Genomic DNA, 23,954 nt, shown 5'->3' with positions numbered 1-23,954 from the left:
AAATCTGTTTTAGATTCGCGAATTTATCAATTTTTTCTCCAATTCGATCGCTTTGGGAAATAAGATATTGTTTTCCAAATGAATGTGTCGATGTAAGTCAGTCTCAAATTCTTTGAGTTTTTCGAGCCCTACACGAAAGGTATTACAACCGTCAGGCGGAAGCGTATACCCATTCGTCAGTTTTGATATAGTGCGAAAACGTTCTCCCTCCGCATCATGTTCGGCCATCATAGCCATAACCGGCGACTCTACCGTTCCAAAACCAGGATCTTCAACGGGAACACCATTTTGCATTGCCTCAACCAAAACTTTAATATATGGAAACAATACGAGTTCCTCTTTCACTATGTGATTTGAAAGGTCGCTAACAGCCCCCGAAAAAAGTTCATTTACTTCCTTTAATTCAGGATGATTCCGGCCATGCACCTCTACAAGTTTATTCAGATACGGAGGTATAATCTTAACGTTTTCCCGGATATACTGATGATGATTCTCAATAATATAATCCACCAAAGCATCCAAAGAGAGGCGCCCAATTAAATCAGACTCAACATCACGGGCATGTATCACCTGCTGCAGCTCTTCAACCAAATCAGCAACTGCTATGTTGTTCTGCTGCGCTGCAGAAGCCAGCGATATATCACCGCCGCAGCAAAAATCGATTCCATGACGACTAAAAACATCTGCCGTCTTAAAATTAAAAGCGACTAACCCGCCCACTGTCTGTTCATTTGTAATTTCCATCTGCTTATAATTATTGGTTACTTAATGTCAGCAAAAAAGCACCATTTTTGACGTTGCTTTCGCTTTCTTAAAAATCATTTAAGCTTAAGATATTAAGCTCACATTTTTTAAGCTTCAAAAACCTCAAAATAAAGATTTCTGATCTAACTAAAATTAATTGTGGACACAAATATCTTTATTACAAAAATAGAGCAAACACTAACAAATATCAAATAATAAAAGACTTATTTATCCACAATTAAATATTTGACATTTTTTCTATCTTTGTTCAACAATTATGGTAACAGAAATCATAAATCAATATTACCCCAAAGGTCGTAAAGTAAGAGACCTGCTTTTAACACACAGCAGACTGGTACGGGACAAAGCACTTGAGATTGTAAGTCGGCATCCCGAGCTTATGGCAAACGAACAACTGCTGTCCGACGGTGCAATGCTGCACGACATCGGCATCATTGCCACCAATGCACCAGACATTGACTGCCACGGCACAGCACCATATATCAGACACGGCGTAATAGGCCGGGAAATGCTGGAAAAATCAGGAGCGCAACATTTGGCGATGTTTGCTGAACATCACACAGGCGCTGGATTATCATTACACGACATAGAAACCGGTAATCTCCCGCTGCCTCATCGCGACATGTTGCCGACCACTATCGAAGAAGAAATTTTATGCTTTGCCGACAAATTTTACAGCAAAGGGAAACAACCCACCAAAGAAAAATCATTAATACAAATAAGAGAAAAATTGAGTCAATTCGGGCCAGAGCAACTGAAGCGATTTAACCAATGGTGCGAAAAATTTTTATAAAAGAGTTCAACTTCTCAGTTATGCTGGTCTTTTAAATGGTCATTAACTGCTGTAAAATCCAATTTTACGGACTTCTCAAGCCCTGAACCGGATCACCATATTATCGTCAAATCAGATCAAAGGACAAAATAAACGGTAAGCCGGGTTTAAAAATAAGCGATAAATTATTACACGAAATTATTTAAAAAAGGCAAAATGTCATCATACAAACACCAACTCAAAGTCGCATCCTTCGACTTAACAACCGCTGGCACAATCTCTATCCCCGCCATATTAAGAGGTATGCAGCAAGCTGCTCACGAACATGCTTCAGTACTGGGGGTTGGGTATCATCAACTGAAACAACAAAATATATTTTGGGTTCTGCACGCCATTACTTTAGAGATAAAAAAATTGCCGACAATGGATGAAACCTGCATCATCGAAACCTGGCCACGGTGCCTCGACAAACTACTAACATCGCGTGATTTTACCATCAGTAATGGCACTGAGGACTATGTAAAAGCCACCTCACAATGGCTCATGGTAAACAGCGAAACCAAACGATTGGTGCGACCCGCACCGCATCTTACAAACATGCCATTTGAACCGGACCATAAAGCCATTCCAGAATCCATTGAACAACCTGAAACCTTTAATTATTCATCGCCATGCGAAATAAGAAAAGTAAGATACTCGGATCTCGACATAAACCGACACGTCAATAACACCCGCTATGTGGAATGGTTACTCGACACGTTACACGACCAGATGCCTACGTCCATTCCAATTAAAAAGATTACGCTTCACTACCTCAGCGAGTTCACCGAAGGTGAAGACGCGGCCATACACTGTCGAACTAACAACGAATCGGACATAAAAATGGCCCTCATTCATACCAATGGAAAAGCAGGACTGTTGGCACACTTACACTTCAGGCCATAAAAAAAGATCGATCTCAATTGAGATCGACCTTTCTATTTTTATGGTCTGTAATCTTGAACTCTAAAAATGCTAAAGCATCGGAGGGTTGCACCTTTATACCAAAGCCATATTTCCATCGCCACTTCATAATCATGGACGGGAAACCCTTTTTAATATAAGCATACAAATACGGATGCACCCTCAGGGTCATCTTCTTTAATTTTTGCGTTTGCACAGCTAATCGGAGGCTGTTTTCAATTTGATCAGTAAACAAAATCGATGGACTAATTACCCCACTTCCTAAACACGAAGGGCATTTCTCCTCAGTGGCAATGTGCATCTCAGGACGCACCCTTTGCCGGGTTATTTGCATTAGTCCAAACTTACTTAACGGAAGAATATTGTGTTTTGTCCGGTCGGAAGCCATGGCTTCCTTCATTTTTTCAAAAACCTTTTGTTTATGGTCATTATCCTGCATATCGATAAAATCGACAACAATAATACCACCCATATCCCGAAGTCTTAACTGACGGGCAATTTCTTCGGCAGCAGCCACATTTACATCCACGGCGTTACTTTCCTGGTTACTCGCCGATTTTGAACGGTTACCGCTGTTCACGTCGATCACATGAAGCGCTTCGGTATGTTGAATTATTAGGTAGGCACCGCTTCTAAACGAAACAGTTTGTCCAAAAGACGCTTTAATCTGCTTCTCGATACCGTACTGGTCGAACATAGGGACATTGCCGTTATGGTATTTTACAATCTTTTCACGACCGGGAGCAATCAGCTCCACATAATCACTTAGTTCGCGATATACCTCCTGGTCATTTACATATACCCCCTGAAAGGAGGGATTAAAAAGATCTCTCAAGAAAGCTGTGGTCCGTCCTATTTCACCTAAAACCAAACCAGGTGATTTAACACTGTTTAATTTTGATGACGAATCCTCCCAACGCTTAACGAGAGTTCTTAATTCTTTATCCAACTCGGCAACTCTTTTGTCTTCTGCAACAGTACGGATAATTACACCGTAATTTTTGGGTTTTATACTGAGCAACAAACGTTTTAAACGATTTCGTTCCTCGGGTTTTTGAATTTTCTGACTCACCGATACCCTATCTGAGAAAGGAATTAATATCAGGTTACGTCCGGCAATTGAAATTTCTGAAGTTAATCGGGGGCCTTTGGTCGAGATCGGCTCTTTAGCAACCTGAACCAGCACTTCCTGCCCCGGTGACAAAACTTCAGCTATTGTTCCGTTTTTGTCAATATCATTCTCCGATTTTAGCTTGTGCATCGCTGTTCCTCCCTTCTTTGACCGTATTACGTTGACATATTTTTGAAGGGTTCGAAATTGTGGTCCAAGATCCAGATAATGTAAAAAAGCATCTTTCTCATACCCTACGTCAACAAAAGCAGCATTTAAACCGGGCATGATTTTTTTAACCTTGCCCACATAAATATCACCAACGGCAAAATGAACACTGCTTTGTTCCTTGCGTAACTCAGCTAAACGCTTGTCCTCAAGTAAAGCAATGGTCAATTCATCAGGAGCAACATCAACAAATAGTTCTGCACTCACTATGTTACGAATTGATTAATAAATAATTTCAAAGATCGTTAAATCTTAAAAAAAAGAACAAACAGACATCTTTCTGTTTGTTCTTTAAGTTCCTTTCAGAACAGACTATTTCTTCTTATGTCTGTTTTTTCTTAATCTCTTTTTTCTTTTATGCGTGGCCATCTTATGCCGCTTTCTTTTTTTTCCACTTGGCATGGTGCTTCGTTTTAAAAATTAAAATTTTTATTTTACGTTATTTTTCACCTTCAAAATAAAGCTTTTTGAGGGCTTAAATGATGGAATGAAATGTTCCGGAATGATAATCGTAGTATTCTTTGAAATGTTCCGGGCAGTTTTTTCTGCTCTTTTCTTGGTAACGAAACTTCCAAAACCTCTCAGGTAAACATTGTTACCCTTAACCAGATTTCCCTTAACAGTCTCCATGAAGGCTTCAACAGTCTTCTGAACTGTAACCTTCTCAATACCTGTATTTTTCGAAACTTCGTTTACAATATCAGCCTTTGTCATTGCTTAGAAAATTATTTAATTATCAGTTGATTATACAGCTTTTTTCCAAATTCAGTGTGCAAATATAAATGCTTTTGCATTCAAAAAAAAACGAAAAGACGTATTTTTGGATAATTTTTAAAAAATGACAGAATTCAGTCGAACAATTATAAAATGGTATCAATCAAACAAAAGAGATTTACCATGGCGAAAAACATCCGATCCGTATCAAATCTGGATATCAGAAGTTATACTCCAACAAACGCAAGTTATTCAGGGGTTAAACTACTACTATCGCTTTCTTAATTTCTTCCCGGATGTAGCCACACTGGCCAACGCCAACCAACAACAGGTTTTAAAAGCATGGCAAGGATTGGGCTATTACAGTCGTGCACGCAATCTGCATCAGGCCGCTCAACAGGTTATGCTACAATTCGATGGAAAAATACCCGACTCAAAAAAAGACCTGCTAAAATTAAAAGGCATTGGACCGTACACGGCAGCAGCCATCGCTTCAATGGCCTTTAACCTGCCACATGCCGCCATTGATGGAAACGCCTACCGGCTATTATCGAGATACTTCAACATTCATACACCAATAGACACCACCGAGGGCAAAAAACAATTCGAGACATTGGGCAACCAATTAATTACACAAAATCATCCAGGCGACTTCAATCAGGCCATCATGGATCTTGGCGCCACAATATGCCTGCCCACATCTCCCAAATGTTCTGATTGTCCTCTATATCTAAATTGCCAGGCAGCCCATAATGGCCAGACAATAAACCTGCCTGTTAAAAGTAAAAAGACAAAACGTACACGGCGATTTTTCAACTACCTCATTATTCTTACAGGGCAGGAGGTCTATTTAACCCTGCGACAATCAGGAGATATATGGCAAGACATGTATCAATTCCCGCTAATTGAGGACACCAGGCTGTTAAGCATCGCACAGCTCAAAAAACGACTTAACTGGTCCTACGACAATCAACGGCTGATTAAAAAAGACCAGGATATCAGACATCAATTAACCCATCAGGAACTACATATTCGTTTTTTTTATATTATAACAGAACACAAATCATCTATTCCATCGGTCATCAATGAACAAAAAATTCAGTTTTACAACCACGATGAAGTAAGTCATCTGCCAGTGCCTAAAATTATCTCAGATAAATTGAATCATATTTTCCCAAAACTGATTACATGATGTTTTTTAATTCCTTTGTAGTTTTGTAATTTAGTCGGGTAGAATAATATATAAAAAGACATTAACACCTAATCACTTAAACACAACATCATGGTAAACAAAGTTATATTATTAGGAAATGTGGGCAAGGACCCGGAAATAAAATATTTCGACAACGATGTGGCTGTAGCAAACTTCTCTCTGGCAACAACAGAACGCGGGTTTAAAACACGCGACGGGCAAGAAATCCCCGATCGCACAGAATGGCACAACATCGTAGCCTGGCGGGGGCTGGCCAAATTAGCCGAAAATTATATAAAAAAAGGCTCTCAACTCTACGTGGAAGGAAAAATCAGAACACGATCATACGATGACGCCAATGGAGTTAAACGATATATTACCGAAATTGTGGCCGATGTTATTAACTTTGTAGGACGAAAACCAGCATCAGATGACAATGCCATAACCCAGAATCAGACGTCACATTCGGCCAATCCTGCGTCGCCAGCTCAAAACAGTGCATCGCCACAACCCGACAATCAGGCCAACGACCCATTTGCCGGCGATACGGGCAATGACGTGGAAGACGATTTACCATTTTAATATGTAAAGTTTGGAACCAGAACCATTTTTAAACATCACATCGGCTTTTTTATTTATTCATCTTCAGCCTATCACACTGGGACTAATAATAGCCATTATCACCACCCTGCTGCTATTAATAAGTTCGGCGCTGATTTCAGGGTCCGAAGTAGCTTATTTTTCGCTTAAACCTCACGATTTAGCAGAGATACGGGTTCTGAATGGCCGTGCCAATCTGTTAGTACTGGAAAATTTAAAAACACCTGAATATTTGCTGGCCACCATTCTCATTAGCAACAACTTTGTGAATGTTGGCATTGTAATACTGTCGTCATTTATTATTACAGAGCTCTTTACTTTTGACGACCCCAACGTGGTAAAATTCATTTTTGAGACCGTCTTCATCACGGCTCTGATTCTGTTTTTTGGAGAAATTCTCCCCAAAATATACGCCGGCCGTTACCCCAGAAAATTTGCGCGCTACATGGCATATCCGTTGCGCGTCCTCCTCAAAATATTTAAGCCGATAAGCACACTGATGGTTAAATCCACCAATATCGTAAACAAACGACTGGCCAGAAAAATGAAAAGCCTTTCGATGGATGATATTTCGCAGGCTTTGGAATTAACCAATGACGAAGTCACAGAAGGGAAAGAGATACTAAAGGGGATTGTTAACTTTGGAAACATCACAGTGGATGAAATAATGACGGCCCGAGTGGACGTTGAAGACATAGACATTCGTAGCGAATTATCAAAAATAATTGCCGTAATAATAGAAACAGGTTATTCCAGATTCCCGGTATATGATGATGGTCCCGATGATGTAAAAGGCATCCTCTATGTAAAAGATTTATTGCCTTACCTTGGTCTTGACAATACTTTTCAGTGGCAAAAACTCATACGTCCGGCCTATTACGTACCCGAGAACAAAAAATTAAACGATCTGCTACATGAATTTAAAGCCCGAAAAAATCACATGGCCATAGTGGTGGACGAATATGGTGGAACAGCCGGCATTGTAACTCTCGAAGATATTCTGGAAGAAATTGTTGGCGATATTAGCGATGAAATGGACGAAGAAGAGGTTAACTTTGTGATGCTACCCGACGGTGATTATCTTTTTGAGGGAAAAACTCTTCTAAAAGATTTTTTGCGCATAACAGGCCTGCCCGAAAACACCTTTAGCAAAGTGTCGGGCGAAGCTGAAACCATTGCCGGCTTGCTGCTCGAATTACGCGGCGAAATACCCATGAAACATGAAATCATAAACTACGCCGGTCATCAATTCACCATCATGTCGGCCGACAACCGACGCATCAAAAAAATAAAATTTTCAGTCCTCAAAAAATAACAAAAAATCAATTCTATAATATGGTTTCATTAAAAAAAGCAGGAACAGCATTAGCCATACTATCCCTGATTTTAATTACCGGGTGTCAGGAAAAAAAGACGCCCCGCCCCCGTGGCTATTTCAGAATTGAGCTACCCAAAGAACGAAGTTATCAATTACTGGATTCGGTGTTACCCTACTCATTTGAATATCCCAAATACGCAGTAATAGAACCTAGCACAGCTCCGACATCAGAGCCTTATTGGCTCAACGTATATTTTCCTGAGTACAAAGCACGTATCCACATAAGCTATAAAACAGTTGAAGATAACCTTTACGATCTTTATGAAGATAACATCAAACTGGCTTATAACCATTCCGTAAAAGCCGATGCCATAAACGAACAAGTAATGGTAGACGAAACACATCATATCTATGGCATGCTGTTTGAAATCAAAGGGAATGCCGCCTCTCCATTACAATTCTTTGCAACCGACAGCACGCGCCATTTTCTTAGGGGTTCATTGTATTTCTATACGCACCCCAATAAAGACTCACTGGCACCTGTCATCAATTTTCTGTCTGAAGATGTGAAGCATCTGATGGAATCCATACGCTGGAAAAATTAATGTTCATGCCCATTATTTTTGAAAAAGCAGAAAATAACAGTCGGCTGGCAGTCTGGCATATCACAGAAACCGAGCCGGAATTAACCAAGCTGATCAACTACGACACTCCCGATTTATCAAAGCAATTACAACAGATATCGCATCCATCAAAACGTTTGGAGTGGCTGGCCTCACGCATATTACTGAAACAATTAGGAAAATGTGTACCTTTGGTGAGCTATGACAACCACGGAAAACCTTATCTGGAAAACCAAAACATTTGTTTCAGCATTACGCACACCAATAATTTTGCAGCCGTTGTAGTATCTGAAAAAGAGATGACAGGCATAGACATTGAATATCCGTCAACGCGCATTTCGAAACTTGCCGATCGCTTTGTTCATCCGGATGAAAAGGCATTCATCCCCCATCAAAAAGAATCACTTTATCACGCTTTATTGTGGTGTGCCAAAGAAACAATTTATAAAGCAGTGAATAATCCCGGCCTTGAATTTAAAACTAAAATCCGGGTAAAACCTTTCAAGGCCGGGCAAGAGGGCTCTTTTGAGGCTGCGGTATTAACTGACTCCGGATGGAACAAATACCATTTAAACTATCTGGTGACCAAACACTATTACCTTGTGTGGAACTGGTAACCCTGATTGACAACAATTATGATCTACAATATCATTAAAAACAGTCAAGATAAGCAGACAAAAAAACTTCTGCCGCTCATCGACCCCGATAAATTGGATGAGCATCGATTGTCTCAACTTTCGGCCGTACTGAAAAATCATGCTGTTCCATTTGTGGTGGTTGGTGGCAGTCTGATTTCATCACCCATAGCACCAGTTATTGAGACTTTAAAAGCAGAACTAAACCTGCCAATCATTCTTTACCCAGGGCATCCCACCCATATTGTTCAGGGGGCCGACGGCATTTTTCTATTGTCAATGATCTCAGGTCGCAATCCCGATTTGCTAATAGGACACCATGTTGCAGCGGCACCTCAATTACGCCGGCTCAATCTGGAAATCATACCAACCGGTTATATGCTTATTGATGGAGGATGCACTACCTCGGTCGAATATATCAGCCAAACACGCCCCATACCAGCCAACAAAACGGACATTGCCGTAGCAACAGCCATGGCAGGAGAAATGTTGGGATTGAAACTAATTTATATGGATGCCGGCTCAGGTGCACTTAATGCCATTCCCTACGAAATGATAGCAGCAGTTAAACAGGCTATTTCAATTCCTCTGCTAATAGGTGGCGGTATCAGAACATCAGAGCAGCTAAAAAAAGCGTATTCGGCAGGCGCCGATATGATAATCGTTGGAAACATACTTGAAAAAGATCCGTTGTTACTGGATGAGTTTTTAACAATCGCCGAAAACTGGTAAAAATATCTTAAGGAAATAAAGGCTTAGATTTAACGGCGGGGAATAATCCGGCCGAACCATCATCCTCAGGCACAGCAGGAAAATCAATATTCATCTGATTAAGAATCAGGGGAACCAAATCCGACAGATCTGTTGGCTCAATACTTATCCCTTCTGAAGTAATCCAGCCATCAACGAGCACCGGCACTTTAACAGCGCTACTTTCGGCCAGCTGTGTGGTGCCCCAGACCGACGGCTTTGTTTGCCACCCCGGGCGCAGACTGAATAAAAGATCCCCACTTCGCATGGGAAAATAATTTGAGACAAATGGCTCACTAAGGGGCGGCGACAAAAGCATATCATAAGTTGGGACTGCCCGTTCAATGCCCGACATCTCAAGCAAAAATAAAGCCGATTTCTCCTCTACCGTTTTTAATGATAAATTATTTTCCGCTATCAAACGACGATTCAAAAAAATATTATGATCAGAAATTCCGAGCACCCATTTGCCTTGGCCATAATGCGCCATCAAATATAGATTAAGTAACGACTCCATTTTATTGCAATTGACCCACCCAGTATTTTCAGCTTCCTTGCCACTGTTAATTCTATCAACACTCGGGTTCATTGCACTGGTAACAACGAGTAAATAATTTTTATTACCAATTTCCACATCCAAAAAATCAACCAACGACGCCACATCCTTATCCAGCCGCAAAAGCATATCTTCTTTTTCAACAGACAAAGATACAGCAGGAGCTGTTACAAAAGGACGAATAGAAAAACCAATGGTAAGCAAATCAGGTATTTCATCCTTCCCCATATCAGTGGCAGCCAAAAAAGAGACTACCGCATCTCGCAAAAGCATGTTACCACGAGGTGATCCGGGCACACGCTCAAAAGGGAGCGTCGTCCCATTTTTCATACTGTAAAAAAAGGTTCTAGAATCAGCTTGTGGATTACGATTTTTATACGCCTGATAATGAATTAATTCCTTCACTGGCTCCCAAGGTTGATTCAACAAATTTTGCGGCATAATTTTCCGGTTAAAATCATTGCACCAAGCGGCAGTTGTATCAGAAGGATTTAAAGCATTAAAAAAAACACCTCTCTGCAGATCAAACGAATAAAAAGCATCGGGCGAATAACCCAAAGACTGAATCATCCATGGTTGATTTAATGAAAACCCCACCGCCTGTGACGAATAGCCGTAATAAGATTTCAGATAATCGGATAAAGATTTTGCGTCGCGATAATAAATATGCTTAATTAACGACGACGAGTCGCCCGTCAATGGTCTGGTGAATTCATATTTTCGATAATCGAACCACTTCTCACCTATGATGCCATGCCGCGCCGACGTGGTACCCGAAAACAATCCAGCCATGCGTGTTCCTGGATAGCCCGACCATTCGGTGCTGACCATTGACATATACCGAAATCCGCTACGGGCAATAGCATTAAACCCATTCTGTGAAAAATCAGGTTGAAGTTGATTCAGCAGGTCATTGTTCAACTCATCCACCACCAGCACAACAATCAGACGAGGTGGATCAACCGCTTTAACTGTAAACAAAAATACACCCCACAAAAGAAACAGGATCTTATAACGCATAACAATAGTTAAATCGTGTCAGCAAGGAAACGTCATTATGTTTTCGTCACTCTCGCTTTTAAAATGGTCATTTACGAAAATAAACGCACATTCTTTAATCTTCAAAAGTCAGTAATTCAAACTTTTCAGCTCAAATTCACAACTTAATAAACAGGCTCTAAATAGTGCCTGTCCATAAACTAAGTGTTTGAAATATAAAGCTCAAATACGAGCCTTGCGAAGTCATAAAAATCAAGGAGTTTACTTTTCGTAAATGACTGGTTTTATGACAAGCGTAACGAAGTCGTTGACTTTATAGACAAACACTAAATAGTCATTCGTCCGGGGTAAACTTCAAGGGCTTTTCGCAGTACCACCAAAGCTTTCGTCAGATCTTTAACATTAAGCACATAGGCCAAACGCACCTCGTTCTTACCTTTCCCGGGCGTAATATAAAAACCGGAAGCAGGCGCCATCATAACAGTCTGATTTTCGTACCTAAAGTCACTCAACACCCACTGACAAAATTTATCGGCGTCGTCCACCGGTAATTTAGCCACCGTATAGAAAGCACCCTTAGGCATAGGCGTAAAAACACCGGGTATACGATTTAATTCATCCACCAAAAAATTACGCCTCTTATTATATTCAACATTTACCGCTTTAAAATAATCCAGAGGCGTTTCAAGTGAAGCCTCAGCAGCAATTTGCCCCAATGACGGCGGACTCAAACGCGCCTGTGCAAACTTGAGCGCAGTTGCTATAATATTTGGATTACGTGACACCAGCATTCCTATTCGCAAACCGCATTCACTGTACCGCTTCGACACGGAATCAATCATAATGGCATGATCTTCTAACCCTTCGAGTTCCATTATTGAAGTATGACGGGCTCCATCGTAACAAAATTCACGGTATACCTCATCACAAATAAGGTATAAATCGTATTTCAAAACAATTTCCTTCAACTTCTCAAGCTCTTCGCGCGAATAAAGATAACCGGTAGGATTATTGGGATTACAAATAAAAATCGCCTTGGTGCGCGGAGTTATCAGCTTCTCGATCTCCGAAAAAGAGGGCAACGCAAAACTACTGTCAATATCGGAAGTCAGTGGCACCACATTAATACTGGTTGAAGAAGCAAAACCATAATAATTGGCATAAAACGGCTCCGGCACAATCACTTCATCATCAATATCCAGACAACTCAAAAAACTTAATGAAATAGCTTCCGAACCGCCCGTGGTAATCATCAGTTGATTGGGATTAATGTCAACCCCCATTTCACGATAATAAACCGCCAACTTATTACGATAGGATTCGTTTCCAGCCGAATGGCTGTATTCCACCACTTTCATATCCAAATGATGCATGGCTTCAAACGCAACCTCTGGCGTTTGAATATCAGGTTGACCAATATTCAAATGATAAACTTTAACCCCATTTTTTTTGGCTTCTTCGGCATAAGGAACCAAACGTCGAATAGGAGACGCGGGCATTTGGGTGCCCCGGTTGGATATAACAGGCATAATATTTAGTTTCTTAAAAAAAACGCACATCTTAACAAGACTGATTCACGCCCTGTAACTTAACAATATATGAATATCAAAAAAATGAAAAATGAATTTTTATACAGAAAAATGAAAATTCATTTTTCCGCTCGCAGCAGTTGTCGCAATGCAGATAAAATTAAAATAAAGGGACTTTTACTCATAAAACAATGATAAATATTCTTGTTTAGGCGCTCTTTAATTTTTATAGTGTGACAAAAATAACCATTTAATTCATTTCTTTGTTGTCGCTGTCTAAAATTAAGATAAATTTCCGCATTCCATAAAAAATCAATTTAGGCATTTTTTTTGCATAAACACACGCTATATACATCCAAATTGAAAATTTCTATGAAAACCATCCCTTCCGCCCGACTAATTCATCTTTCACTATTACTGTTGGTATCAACAATGACTCAGGGCGCTGTGCTTCACGGAACCATCACCGACAAGGAAAAAAATCCCATACCCGGAGTATCCCTCTTTATTCGTGAATTGCGCACCGGCACCATCTCTAACAACGAAGGCAACTACGAAATAACATTACCGGCCGGCACATACCACCTCACCTTTCAGTCGTTGGGCATGCGAAGCCAGGATCATACCATCTCCATAACCGAAGAAGAAACAGCCGAACTCAATATTGAATTAGAATCGGTTCATTTTAAAATTGATGAAGTAAAAGTATACTCGGGCGGTGAAGATCCGGCTTATGCCATGATGCGAAAGGCCATCAGTCTGGCACCCTACTATTTACGACAAGCCAAACGCTATGATGCCAATGTATACCTTAAAGGCTCATTGCAGGTAAAAAAAGTTCCACGACTGCTACGAAAAAACATGGATATAAGAGTTAACGACTCTAAAATTGAAGTTGGACCAATCTACACGATTGAATCGATGAATGAAATCACCTTCGTAGCTCCTGACACATTCAGGCATACCGTAATCAGCAGCCAATCCAATTTTCAAAATAACATGGACGAAAACTCCCCCATCGGCTACATCAATTCCAGCTTCTACTCGCCCGAAAACGAAAACTACATCTCCCCCCTGTCACCACAAGCTATGCGTCATTATAAATACCGTTACGAAGGTTATATAAAAGAAGGAAACATCATTGTCAACAAAATAAAAGTCATTCCTCGTCGCAAAAGCCAACAGTTATTCAGTGGTGATCTTTATCTGGTTGATGGGCTATGGAATATTTACTCTGTAGACTTCAATCTCACTACTTTTTTTGGCGACATTCACTTCAAACAAGTCTATGCGCCTCTTAACAAAGAGATATGGTTACCAGTGAATCAACTCTTTGAGATTAACGCCGCCATTATGGGACTGGCTGCGGATGCGCAATACGTTGCGGCAGTAGAATATACCCACATTGAAAAAGATGAAAAACTGACTGTTCCGCCTTTAATTGAAAACCTTAAAAACGTTGATTCAGAACAAGAACAAGAAACACCAACACTTTCAAAAACGGAACAAAAAATTGCTAAAATCATCGAAAAAGAAGACCTAAACAACAGGGATATGATGCGTTTGGCAGCACTAACCGAAAAAAAGGCCAAAGAACACAAAAAAGAAAAGCCTGTGATGGAAATAAAAGGCAGCTACGACATCTCTATTCGCAAAGACTCGTTAAAAAGAGACTCGCTGTATTGGCAAACCGTGCGTCCCATTCCACTCACCGCCATCGAAGCCGAGGCTTTATCCAAACACGCCAATCGACCTGAAGCGGCAACCGACTCGTCAATCGCTGATACGATCAAACAAAAATCCCGCTTCTCAAAAACAAGAAAAGCGATTATGTCAGGAACTGAATTTCCTAAAGATGGTGATGCCAAATTCAGCTATAAGGGACTTTTCAACCTCTCTGCCATCGGCTTCAATGCAGTGGATGGCTGGAAATATCACCAGGAAATTAAATTTTCATGGAAGCAGGATTCGCTCCACACCTTACAAATTGAAGCTAAAGGCGGCTACGCATTCAACCGCAAATCCTTCTTTGGCAACATTTCTATACAACAGAACTACGCGCCATTAAACCGTGGCTTACTAACACTTACGGCAGCTACCGGCAGCAGATCATACAAAAGAGAGCGCGACGTAGCACCGCTGTTAAATATGGCTTCGTCACTGCTTTTCAAGGAAAATTACCTACGTCTCTACAACGACGATTTCGTTGCGCTACAAAATGAAATTGACATTACAAATGGTCTGCGATTTACTGTTGGAGCTTCATATCACGACTTTTCACCACTCAACAACAGCACCAACTTTTCCTTCTTCAAACAAAACAACGATTACCATCCCAACACCATTATTAATAAGAACGATAACAACCAATTTTTTGAAGCTCAAAATGCCTTCATAACAAAAGTCTCTTTGGCATACACACCTCTTTATTATTATCGTATTGAAAAAGGACGAAAAGAAATGCTGCAATCCGACTATCCAACATTTCATGTGAGTGCTGAACACGCCACCGGTTGGTTTGACACCGACAACGACTATCTGTTACTTGAAGCCGGAGCCTTTAAAGAGTCGGATCTTATGATGCGGCCCGCTTTATCATGGAATGTAAATATTGGTAAATTTGTACGTAATGAGCAAGTACACTTCTCACGCTTCAGACATTTTGCAGGATCGCAAATTCCAGTTGTCTTCGGAGATCCAGCCAGGCAACTGATGCTGAAAGACAGCTACCTGACCTCTACCAACAACTGGTACATGAGGGGCAATGTCACCTATTCATCACCCTGGCTGTTGTTAAAACGACTTCCGTTGTTAAGTCAAACCATCTGGAACGAGAACATCCATTTAAGCTACCTTAACAGCGACGTCACGCCACACTATTTGCAGACCGGATACAGCATTAGTCGCATTTTCATGCTTATAAATGCAGGAATTTATGCAGGCTTTTCCAATGGCGAATACACCAATTGGGGGCTCAGAATATCGATTGACCTATAGAGATTTTCCAATCCATCAACTTCTTCCCTATTTTTTTCTATTTTTGCAGTTTAATTTTAACCCATCTTTTTATAAGAGTAAATTAGTGCCGGTTAGTAAAACCAATAATTTGAGCTAAAAAATTCATATTCAAGGCTTGCGAAGTCATAAAAATCAAGGCGATTACTTTTCGTAAATGACTGTTTTTATGACAAGCGTAACGCAGAAGTTGACTTTATAGACAAACACTAATTAACTAAAAAAACAGAGAACTGCATAAATTATTATCATGGAGATAGCAAGTAAGTACGATTCCTCACAAAGCGAAGAAAAATGGTATTCATATTGGATGGACAAAGGCTTTTTTAAGTCGGTACCCGATGAACGCGAACCATACACCATTGTCATTCCGCCACCCAACGTCACCGGCGTATTACACATGGGACACATGCTCAACAATACCATTCAGGACATTCTGGTGCGACGTGCTCGCATGACCGGGAAGAATGCTTGTTGGGTGCCTGGCACCGATCACGCCTCCATTGCTACCGAAGCCAAAGTGGTGAATAAACTACGCGAACAAGGCATCTCCAAAAACTCACTAACCCGCGATGAATTTCTGGAACATGCCTGGGAGTGGACGCACAAACACGGCGGCATCATCCTGGAGCAGTTAAAAAAGCTGGGGGCTTCGTGCGACTGGGATCGGACCAGTTTCACAATGGATGAAGCACGTAGCAAAGCCGTTATTAAATCGTTTGTTGACCTATACAAAAAGGGGCATATTTACCGTGGTATCCGAATGGTAAACTGGGATCCCAAAGCAAAAACGGCCGTATCCGACGAAGAAGTCATTTACAAAGAACTCAAATCGAAACTATACTATATCCGATATTTGGTTGATGGCACCACCGATGAATATGTAACCATTGCCACAACACGTCCCGAAACCATTTTGGGTGATACAGCGGTATGCGTCAATCCCAACGACGAACGCTTCACGCATTTAGTGGGAAAACGCGTCATGGTGCCCCTCATCAATCGCTCCATCCCCATCATTCAGGACGAATATGTAGATGTGGAATTTGGAACCGGATGTTTAAAAATCACGCCGGCACATGACATCAACGACTACGAAATAGGAATGCGTCACAACCTCGAAAGCATTGACATCCTGAATGACGACGGCACATTAAGTCCGGCTGCCGGTCTTTTCGTTGGCGAAGATCGATTTGTGGTACGTAAAAAAATTGAAAAATCGCTGGAAGAGTCAGGCAATCTTGTAAAAGTAGAAGATTACAACAATAAAGTAGGCTACTCTGAACGAACCGACGAAGTGATTGAACCCAAATTGAGCACCCAGTGGTTCCTTCGTATGGCCGACCTGTCAAAACCAGCCCTCGACGCGGTGATGAATGACGAGATACAATTTCACCCGGCCAAATTCAAAAACCTCTATCGCCATTGGATGGAGAATGTAAAAGACTGGTGTATCTCCCGGCAACTGTGGTGGGGACACCGCATACCCGTTTACTACCTGCCCGATGGTTCCTTTGTTGTTGCCGAAACCGATCAGGAAGCTCTGGCTGAAGCACAAAAAACAACCGGAAATAAAAATCTCACCATGTCCGATCTGCATCAGGACGAAGATGTGCTTGACACCTGGGCCTCCTCATGGTTATGGCCCATCTCGGTTTTTGACGGCTTCAATCCCGACAAAAATGAAATTGATTACTACTACCCCACCAACGATTTGGTTACCGGGCACGACATCATATTTTTCTGGGTAGCCCGAATGATCATGGCCGGATACGAATTTAAAGGAAAATTACCCTTTAAAAATGTCTATTTCACCGGCATGGTACGCGACAAACAAGGCCGCAAAATGTCCAAATCACTGGGCAACAGCCCCGACCCGCTTGATTTAATTGCCACCTTTGGCGCTGATGGAGTTCGGGTGGGAATGCTGTTATGCTCGCCCGCCGGCGGTGATTTACGTTTCGACGAAAGCTTACCGGAACAGGGTCGTAACTTCGCCAATAAAATGTGGAATGCTTTCAGATTGGTGAAATCGTGGGATGTGGATACCAACATTGCACAACCGCAAAGTGCAGCTCTCGCCATTGAATGGTTCGCACAACGCATACAAAAAGAAATGGCCGTTATCAATGATCATTTTGAAAAATACCGCGTTTCGGATGCTTTGATGTCAGTTTACACGCTTTTCTGGGATGACTTCTCAAGCTGGTTTCTCGAAATTATTAAACCAGCTTACCAACAGCCCATCGACGGCAAAACATACAAAGCAGCCATCGCCTTTTTGGATGATTTGATGCACTTAATTCATCCGTTCATGCCATTCATCACCGAAGAAATATGGCACCAACTGGCCGAACGTAAGGATGGTGAAAGCATTATGATCAGTCAAATGCCCGCAACAAAAGATTTCGACACCGATATCTTGAATCAGTTTGACCTCGTTAAAGAGGCCGTAGCAGCCGTTCGTACCGTGCGGAAAAATTACAACATTCCATTCCGCGATGCCATCACACTCAAAGTAATGGCTGGTGAAGATGGATACGTCAATAAATTTGATGCGGTACTTGCTAAGCTCACGAACATTGAGACCATCGACAAAGTTGAAACAAAAATTACAGATGCTGCATCTTTCTTTGTAAAATCGAGCGAATTCTTCATTCCTGTAGAAAGCAATATTGACGTAGAAGCAGAAATAAAGAAACTGGAAGAAGAACTTAAATACACTGAAGGATTTCTGACCGGTGTAATGAAAAAACTCAGCAACGAACGTTTTGTAAACAGTGCGCCTGAAAAAGTTGTTGCAACCGAACAGCAAAAGAAAAACGATGCTGAAGCAAAAATTGCCGTCATAAAAGAAAGCCTTGCTGAGCTAAAAAAATAGCTTGCAAATTATCACACACAAAACAGTCGTTTCTTAATACAGAAATGACTGTTTTTGTTTATATACAGACCATAACAAAACAAAATTGTCAATTACATTATATTTATATAAATTTATTACCTAATGTTAAAATAGAATAATGAATTCTACTGAAATAACTAAAAAGATTAAAGCAGGTGATATAGACGCTTTCGGAGTTATTTTCAGAAATCATTATCCACGTCTTATCAACTATTGCAAATTATTTATCAAAGAAATTGATATTGCAGAAGATCTTGTACAGGAGACATTTGTTTCATTTTGGGAAAAACGCGCACAAATAGACGAAACCCGCTCGATTAATGGACTCTTGTATGTTTCGCTCCGAAATCGATGCCTGAATTATATTAAACACACAAAATTTCTTCAAACAAACAACGAGGCTTACAAAGCAGAAATTGAACAAGTCCAGTATCTTACCCATATCGACTATTTGGATCAGGAAGAGCTATCGCTGGAAGAAAGACTATTACAGGATATTGATATTGCCATTGAGAAACTACCTCAACGTTGTAAACTCATTTTTAAAAAAAGCCGCTTCGAGAATCTTAAAAATCGTGAAATTGCCAAACAACTTGGAATTTCAACAAAAGCCGTGGAAAAACAACTCTCAGTGGGAAAAGAAAAGATAATATCATATATTTCAACACATTACTCCACAGACATCCTTCTACTCATCATCTTTTTCATCAAACAGCATTAACAACAAATTTGCAAAAGCAGAAAAAAAGAAACATTTTTTATATTTCATAGTAGGGTTTTTAACAACTCAGCTGTAATATATATGAAATATAAAAAATATGAACATCGAAAATCTCGCAAAAAGATACTTTGAAGGAAATGCTACCCATGCAGAGCAGCTACAATTATTGAAGTGCCTGAGAGATAGTGAAAACAACAAGCGCTTGTTTCAAAAGCTTAAACAAGATTGGTTAAACGACGATGAAAAACCTATTTCTCTTTCTACATGGAAAAAATGGGAAAAACTAAAAATTAAAATTAGTGCTCCACAAAAAAGAAGTATCCTGTTTTTAAACCTACGCAAAGCAGCCGGGTTAATAGCCATAGGTCTTCTAATAAGCTTTATAACAGCGCTTCCAATTATCAACAAACAAAAAATAGTTCTTAATACAGGAGCCGGGCAAACGCTAAAATTACTACTTCCTGACAGTAGTACGGTGTTGCTCAACAGCTCCTCTTCACTTGAATACTCTCCCCTTCATTTCTTATTTAGCCGAAATGTCAAGCTAACCGGTGAAGCATACTTTGAAGTAAAACACAAAACAATGAGACCATTCAGAGTTCAAACCAGCCAACTAAAAGTAACGGTATTGGGAACAAAATTCAACATTCAGGATTATAACACGTCCGACAAAGCTTTTGTTGTTTTGGAAGAAGGATCGGTAAAACTAACGTCTTTTCAATCGAACAAACAAATAAGAATTCTCAAACCAGGAGAAATAGCCGGTCTTTTAAAATCCGCCAACCGATGGGAAGTAAAAAAAGTAAATACAAAATTATTCACATCATGGACCGACGGAAAGCTATATTTTTACGATACGCCCTTCCGCGAAATAGCATCACAATTGCAGAAACGATATGGAATAAAGGTGACTGTTAACGACAAAGAATTGGAAAGCTTCTTATTCAGTACAACTATCAGTAATGAATCACTGCAGGAGATACTGGATCTTATAAGAATTGCACTACCCGTTAAGATAAAAAGTCAAAACAAAGAAATCATTTTTTCGCTGGATCAGCGCAGATACTCAAAATATACAGATTTAGAATAAAAACAGGGAGATGTAGCAGCATCTCCCTGAAAACCAAATATGTTTTTTGTCTAATTCAATACACAAATGTATGAAAAAAAAGTGGTACTTACGGAGACTCAGCGTCTTCAACAGAACTCAATTTACACTACCAAAAGTTATGAAACTTTTGGTAGCAATGCTTATTGTATTCAGTTGCCAACTATCTGCTTCTGCACTGTACAGCCAGATAGACAGCAAGCTAGACATAAATGTCAGAGGGGCCAGCATTTCTGACATTTTGAAGAACATTGAAACGCAAACTAATTATAAGTTTGCCTATAGTTCTAAATTTATCGATACCCATCGCAAAGTTGATTTAAATCTTCAACAGGCTGATTTAAATGAAGTTTTAAACAAAATATTCGAGGGGACCGATATTACGTACAAGATTGAAAACAATTTTGTTATTCTGATACCAAAAGTATTAGCTGCCGATAACAATCAACAGACACAGCCAATAACTATACGTGGAAACGTAACCGATAGTCAGGGGTCTGCAATTCCGGGGGCATCCATTGTAATCAAAGGGTCTTCCATTGGAACAATTACTAATATTGACGGCAACTATGAATTACAAAATGTGTTGCAAGATGCCATATTGATCTTTTCATTTGTAGGAATGGAGCCCCAGGAAATTGCGGTCGCAGGACAAACGAAAATTAATGTTACAATGACCGAAAGCTCATTGGGCCTTGATGAAGTAATTGTTATTGGTTATGGAACCGTAAAAAAAAGTGACTTAACTGGTGCTGTTGGCGTATTAAAATCAGCGCATCTGGATCAGCAAACCAACACCAATCTGGGAACTGCCATTCAAGGAAAAATTGCGGGTGTTAATATTGAATCAGCAGGCGGTGCACCAGGAGCAGGTATGCGATTCCAGATTAGAGGCGCCGGCTCACTCAATAACAACACGCCACTGATTCTTGTTGACGACATACCCGTCTCATCCATGAACAACATCAGTCCCAGCGACATCGAATCCATACAGGTTTTAAAGGACGCCTCTGCAGCAGCCATTTATGGATCAAGGGCCGCCAACGGTGTAATTCTGATCACAACCAAATCCGGGAAAAAGGGTCCGGTAGTCATCCATGTAAACGCCGATTTTGGCGTACAGCAGGTAGCCAGCAAACTAAAACTTACCAACACCGATGAATGGATTAAAATCGTAACAGCATCAACTCAAGCCGCAGGGATCGAGCTTCCATCCATTGCAATCAATCCGGAAGTACCGGGTGAAGGCGTAGACTGGCAAAACGAAATTTTCAGAAATGCGCCAATTCAAAACATATCCTTTAATGCCGACGGCGGAAGTGAAAATGTGACCTACAGCATTTCTCTGGGATATTTGAATCAAGATGGTGTTATTAAAGAAACCGGTTATGACAGAATGAATCTTCGGTTTAAATCCGATTTCAAAAAAGGCCGATTCAAAATCGGAGAAAGCGTGCTTTTATCTAAAGAATCAACTCAAAACCAGCCGGGTGTATCCGGGCAGGCTGGAAACGTAATTGCATCAGCCGCATTAATGGTTCCTGCCTTTAGCATATACAACAAAGATGCAATAGGGGGCTATGGTGGTGCCTACGGTTCGGTTCTTGACATTTTTAACCCGGTAGCAGCACTAAACCTCAAAAACGATGAAAGCAATTATTACAAAGCACTAATAAACTTATTTGCCGAGGTGGATCTTATGGATGGGCTGAAATACAAATTCAGCTCGGGACTGACTGCTACAGAATCTAAAAACACCAGTACGGAAGCCCGATATGAAGTTGGGTCATTCTTTAGAAATCAAAATAACTACATCTACGAAATGAGTGGCATATCGGAGTATTGGCAAATAGAAAACACCTTGTCGTACAACAAAACATTTAATGAAGTTCACTCAATTAATGCGGTAATAGGACAAACAGCCTACAACGACCACTACCGGCAATTCTCAGCTTCGAAAAAAGGGATGCCTGATGGCAAATGGGTTATGGACTCAGGCACAGAAGAACCAGCCGCCAATGGCTATGAAAATGAAAGCACCATGATTTCTTACCTCGGACGTCTCATATACTCATACGACAGCAGGTACATATTTACCGGAACTTTTCGCCGGGATGGCTCCTCGCGTTTCAGCCAGACTAATAAATGGGGAAATTTCCCATCGCTCTCTTTGGCCTGGAATATTGCGAATGAATCGTTCTTCGAAGGACTAAATCCAACTATTCCTCAGCTTAAATTAAGAATGAGTTATGGTAAACTTGGTAACCAGGAGATAGGAGATTACGTTTACATGGGCCTCATAAGCTCGGCTATCAGTTATGGCGTGGGAGAGCCAAACTCTCTTTGGGTAGGAAACATACAAACGGAGTATGTTCCGGAAAATTTAAAATGGGAAACCACAACAACCTCAAATGTTGGTTTAGATTTAGGTTTATACAACGGAAAAATAAACCTTAATTTTGATCTCTATCGCAAAATTACAACAGATTTGTTGCTAAGAGTTCCGATTCCGTTATCTGTAGGTGCCGGTAACGACCCATACAACAATGCCGGGAAAGTGTCCAATAATGGCTTCGAAGTTTTACTTAACTATAACGGCACGTCATCTGATTCACAATTTAAATATTCCATAACCGGAACATTGTCACACTCAAAAAACGAAATAGAAGAGTTAAGCACGGGGTCGCAAGTTCTGGCAGGCGGAAATGCAACGCACAACGGACCCTCTGTAACTTATTCCAAAGTAGGTTACCCAATGTATTCGTTTTTTCTGATCAAAACAGATGGTTTGTTTCGATCAGAGACCGAAATACAACAACACAGCAAAGAAGGAGAATTAATACAACCCAATGCACAAATTGGTGATATTCGGTTTATTGATGCCAATGATGATGGCAAAATTGATGGTAACGACCGGGTGTATTGTGGCAGTCCCTTCCCCGACATTGAATATGGTCTGAGACTTGAAGCCTCCTGGCGAGCTTTCGATGCCAGCGTTTTCTTTCAGGGTACCAGCGGCAATAAAATATTTAACGGCATTCGTACCTATACAGAATCAGGACGTTTTACATCGAATTACTCCACAGAATTACTGAACTCATACACTTTCAATCCCAATTCGGATATTCCGCGGCTGGATTTGTCTGATCCCAACGGCAATGGCGTTGACAACAGTGATAGATTTCTTGAAAACGGGTCGTATTTCAGATGTAAAACAATTCAAGTGGGATATTCATTTCCCCAAAGCTGGCTCGACAAATATTCCATCGATCAAACCAGAATCTATGTTGGGGCTGACAATCTATTCACACTAACGGATTATTCCGGCTATAATCCTGACATCGGCAGCAGTTCTATTTCCAGCCGAGGCATTGATTTCAGACAATATCCTCTTAACAGAGCTTTTCATATTGGTTTACAAATGACCTTTTAGAAAGCAGACAATTAAACAGT

Annotated in this window: 18 protein-coding genes; 13 read left to right on the top strand and 5 right to left on the bottom strand. The window is 40.6% G+C overall.

Annotated elements, in window-relative coordinates; genetic code table 11:
- Positions 1 to 9: 9 nt before the first annotated feature.
- On the bottom strand, positions 10 to 744 hold the full coding sequence (gene ric / locus ACT3CD_RS02545) for an iron-sulfur cluster repair di-iron protein (protein ID WP_444642634.1): 735 nt from the start codon (positions 742 to 744) through the stop codon (positions 10 to 12).
- 277 nt (positions 745 to 1,021) lie between these two features.
- Here ric and ACT3CD_RS02540 point away from each other — a divergent pair, with 277 nt between their 5' ends.
- A complete protein-coding gene (locus ACT3CD_RS02540; RefSeq protein WP_444642632.1) occupies positions 1,022 to 1,558 on the top strand; it encodes an HDIG domain-containing metalloprotein in 537 nt (178 codons plus the stop codon).
- A 195-nt stretch (positions 1,559 to 1,753) separates the two neighbouring features.
- Positions 1,754 to 2,482 carry an acyl-[acyl-carrier-protein] thioesterase gene (locus tag ACT3CD_RS02535; protein WP_444642630.1) on the top strand — a complete coding sequence of 243 codons (729 nt, stop codon included), beginning with the start codon at positions 1,754 to 1,756 and terminating at the stop codon, positions 2,480 to 2,482.
- A gap of 13 nt (positions 2,483 to 2,495) precedes the next feature.
- Here the strand turns inward: ACT3CD_RS02535 and ACT3CD_RS02530 are convergent, their stop codons facing one another.
- Complete coding sequence (locus tag ACT3CD_RS02530; RefSeq protein ID WP_444642629.1) at positions 2,496 to 4,046, bottom strand: Rne/Rng family ribonuclease; 1,551 nt, start codon at positions 4,044 to 4,046, stop codon at positions 2,496 to 2,498.
- A gap of 222 nt (positions 4,047 to 4,268) precedes the next feature.
- Positions 4,269 to 4,553: an HU family DNA-binding protein gene (locus ACT3CD_RS02525; RefSeq protein ID WP_444642627.1), complete on the bottom strand. Its 285-nt coding sequence runs from the start codon at positions 4,551 to 4,553 to the stop codon at positions 4,269 to 4,271.
- A gap of 124 nt (positions 4,554 to 4,677) precedes the next feature.
- On the opposite strand from ACT3CD_RS02525, the gene mutY reads away from it, so the two are divergent.
- The 6 genes from mutY (at position 4,678) to ACT3CD_RS02495 (ending at position 9,653) form a co-directional block, all read left to right on the top strand.
- Positions 4,678 to 5,745 (top strand): A/G-specific adenine glycosylase, encoded by a 1,068-nt coding sequence (gene mutY / locus ACT3CD_RS02520; protein ID WP_444642625.1) that lies wholly within the window; start codon positions 4,678 to 4,680, stop codon positions 5,743 to 5,745.
- Positions 5,746 to 5,835: 90 nt separating this feature from the next.
- Positions 5,836 to 6,327 carry a single-stranded DNA-binding protein gene (locus tag ACT3CD_RS02515; RefSeq protein ID WP_444642623.1) on the top strand — a complete coding sequence of 164 codons (492 nt, stop codon included), beginning with the start codon at positions 5,836 to 5,838 and terminating at the stop codon, positions 6,325 to 6,327.
- Between the two features lie 10 nt (positions 6,328 to 6,337).
- Entirely contained in the window at positions 6,338 to 7,660 is a 1,323-nt protein-coding gene (gldE, locus tag ACT3CD_RS02510; RefSeq protein WP_444642621.1) for a gliding motility-associated protein GldE, read from the top strand.
- Positions 7,661 to 7,680: 20 nt separating this feature from the next.
- The gene (gene gldD, locus ACT3CD_RS02505) at positions 7,681 to 8,268 is read left to right on the top strand and encodes a gliding motility lipoprotein GldD (protein ID WP_444642620.1); all 588 of its coding nucleotides are present in this window, start codon (positions 7,681 to 7,683) and stop codon (positions 8,266 to 8,268) included.
- A gap of 5 nt (positions 8,269 to 8,273) precedes the next feature.
- The gene (locus tag ACT3CD_RS02500) at positions 8,274 to 8,903 is read left to right on the top strand and encodes a 4'-phosphopantetheinyl transferase family protein (RefSeq protein ID WP_444642618.1); all 630 of its coding nucleotides are present in this window, start codon (positions 8,274 to 8,276) and stop codon (positions 8,901 to 8,903) included.
- A gap of 18 nt (positions 8,904 to 8,921) precedes the next feature.
- On the top strand, positions 8,922 to 9,653 hold the full coding sequence (locus tag ACT3CD_RS02495; RefSeq protein ID WP_444642616.1) for a geranylgeranylglyceryl/heptaprenylglyceryl phosphate synthase: 732 nt from the start codon (positions 8,922 to 8,924) through the stop codon (positions 9,651 to 9,653).
- A 7-nt stretch (positions 9,654 to 9,660) separates the two neighbouring features.
- On the opposite strand, the gene ACT3CD_RS02490 is transcribed toward ACT3CD_RS02495, so the two are convergent.
- Together ACT3CD_RS02490 and ACT3CD_RS02485 are read right to left on the bottom strand one after the other, a co-directional pair.
- The gene (locus ACT3CD_RS02490) at positions 9,661 to 11,247 is read right to left on the bottom strand and encodes a hypothetical protein (RefSeq protein ID WP_444642614.1); all 1,587 of its coding nucleotides are present in this window, start codon (positions 11,245 to 11,247) and stop codon (positions 9,661 to 9,663) included.
- Positions 11,248 to 11,552: 305 nt separating this feature from the next.
- Positions 11,553 to 12,755 carry a pyridoxal phosphate-dependent aminotransferase gene (locus tag ACT3CD_RS02485; RefSeq protein ID WP_444642612.1) on the bottom strand — a complete coding sequence of 401 codons (1,203 nt, stop codon included), beginning with the start codon at positions 12,753 to 12,755 and terminating at the stop codon, positions 11,553 to 11,555.
- Between the two features lie 372 nt (positions 12,756 to 13,127).
- On the opposite strand from ACT3CD_RS02485, the gene ACT3CD_RS02480 reads away from it, so the two are divergent.
- The 5 genes from ACT3CD_RS02480 to ACT3CD_RS02460 all read left to right on the top strand — a co-directional run bounded on the left by ACT3CD_RS02480 (position 13,128) and on the right by ACT3CD_RS02460 (position 23,934).
- Entirely contained in the window at positions 13,128 to 15,752 is a 2,625-nt protein-coding gene (locus ACT3CD_RS02480) for a DUF5686 and carboxypeptidase regulatory-like domain-containing protein (RefSeq protein WP_444642610.1), read from the top strand.
- A 268-nt stretch (positions 15,753 to 16,020) separates the two neighbouring features.
- Positions 16,021 to 18,651 (top strand): valine--tRNA ligase, encoded by a 2,631-nt coding sequence (locus ACT3CD_RS02475; RefSeq protein WP_444642608.1) that lies wholly within the window; start codon positions 16,021 to 16,023, stop codon positions 18,649 to 18,651.
- 139 nt (positions 18,652 to 18,790) lie between these two features.
- Positions 18,791 to 19,393, top strand: a complete 603-nt coding sequence (locus ACT3CD_RS02470; protein ID WP_444642606.1) for an RNA polymerase sigma-70 factor — start codon at positions 18,791 to 18,793, stop codon at positions 19,391 to 19,393.
- 97 nt (positions 19,394 to 19,490) lie between these two features.
- Positions 19,491 to 20,483, top strand: a complete 993-nt coding sequence (locus tag ACT3CD_RS02465; protein WP_444642604.1) for a FecR family protein — start codon at positions 19,491 to 19,493, stop codon at positions 20,481 to 20,483.
- 139 nt (positions 20,484 to 20,622) lie between these two features.
- Positions 20,623 to 23,934 (top strand): TonB-dependent receptor, encoded by a 3,312-nt coding sequence (locus tag ACT3CD_RS02460; protein WP_444642602.1) that lies wholly within the window; start codon positions 20,623 to 20,625, stop codon positions 23,932 to 23,934.
- Positions 23,935 to 23,954: the final 20 nt, after the last annotated feature.

Origin of the sequence: Geofilum sp. OHC36d9 (assembly GCF_052400685.1) — a bacterium.
In the GTDB taxonomy this organism is placed as follows: Bacteria; Bacteroidota; Bacteroidia; order Bacteroidales; family Marinilabiliaceae; genus CAZHHH01.
This window is presented reverse-complemented; position numbering and strand designations above follow the sequence as displayed.

Bases quoted from the DNA above. Each gene is read 5' to 3' on its own strand.
- ACT3CD_RS02460 (WP_444642602.1), top strand. From the start codon at position 20,623: ATGAAACTTTTGGTAGCAATGCTTATTGTATTCAGTTGCCAACTATCT.
- ACT3CD_RS02515 (WP_444642623.1), top strand. From the start codon at position 5,836: ATGGTAAACAAAGTTATATTATTAGGAAATGTGGGCAAGGACCCGGAA.
- gldD (WP_444642620.1), top strand. From the start codon at position 7,681: ATGGTTTCATTAAAAAAAGCAGGAACAGCATTAGCCATACTATCCCTG.
- ACT3CD_RS02525 (WP_444642627.1), bottom strand. From the start codon at position 4,553: ATGACAAAGGCTGATATTGTAAACGAAGTTTCGAAAAATACAGGTATT.
- ACT3CD_RS02475 (WP_444642608.1), top strand. From the start codon at position 16,021: ATGGAGATAGCAAGTAAGTACGATTCCTCACAAAGCGAAGAAAAATGG.
- ACT3CD_RS02485 (WP_444642612.1), bottom strand. From the start codon at position 12,755: ATGCCTGTTATATCCAACCGGGGCACCCAAATGCCCGCGTCTCCTATT.
- ACT3CD_RS02495 (WP_444642616.1), top strand. From the start codon at position 8,922: ATGATCTACAATATCATTAAAAACAGTCAAGATAAGCAGACAAAAAAA.
- ACT3CD_RS02540 (WP_444642632.1), top strand. From the start codon at position 1,022: ATGGTAACAGAAATCATAAATCAATATTACCCCAAAGGTCGTAAAGTA.
- ACT3CD_RS02490 (WP_444642614.1), bottom strand. From the start codon at position 11,247: ATGCGTTATAAGATCCTGTTTCTTTTGTGGGGTGTATTTTTGTTTACA.
- ACT3CD_RS02535 (WP_444642630.1), top strand. From the start codon at position 1,754: ATGTCATCATACAAACACCAACTCAAAGTCGCATCCTTCGACTTAACA.
- ACT3CD_RS02500 (WP_444642618.1), top strand. From the start codon at position 8,274: ATGCCCATTATTTTTGAAAAAGCAGAAAATAACAGTCGGCTGGCAGTC.
- ric (WP_444642634.1), bottom strand. From the start codon at position 744: ATGGAAATTACAAATGAACAGACAGTGGGCGGGTTAGTCGCTTTTAAT.
- ACT3CD_RS02470 (WP_444642606.1), top strand. From the start codon at position 18,791: ATGAATTCTACTGAAATAACTAAAAAGATTAAAGCAGGTGATATAGAC.
- ACT3CD_RS02480 (WP_444642610.1), top strand. From the start codon at position 13,128: ATGAAAACCATCCCTTCCGCCCGACTAATTCATCTTTCACTATTACTG.
- ACT3CD_RS02465 (WP_444642604.1), top strand. From the start codon at position 19,491: ATGAACATCGAAAATCTCGCAAAAAGATACTTTGAAGGAAATGCTACC.
- mutY (WP_444642625.1), top strand. From the start codon at position 4,678: ATGACAGAATTCAGTCGAACAATTATAAAATGGTATCAATCAAACAAA.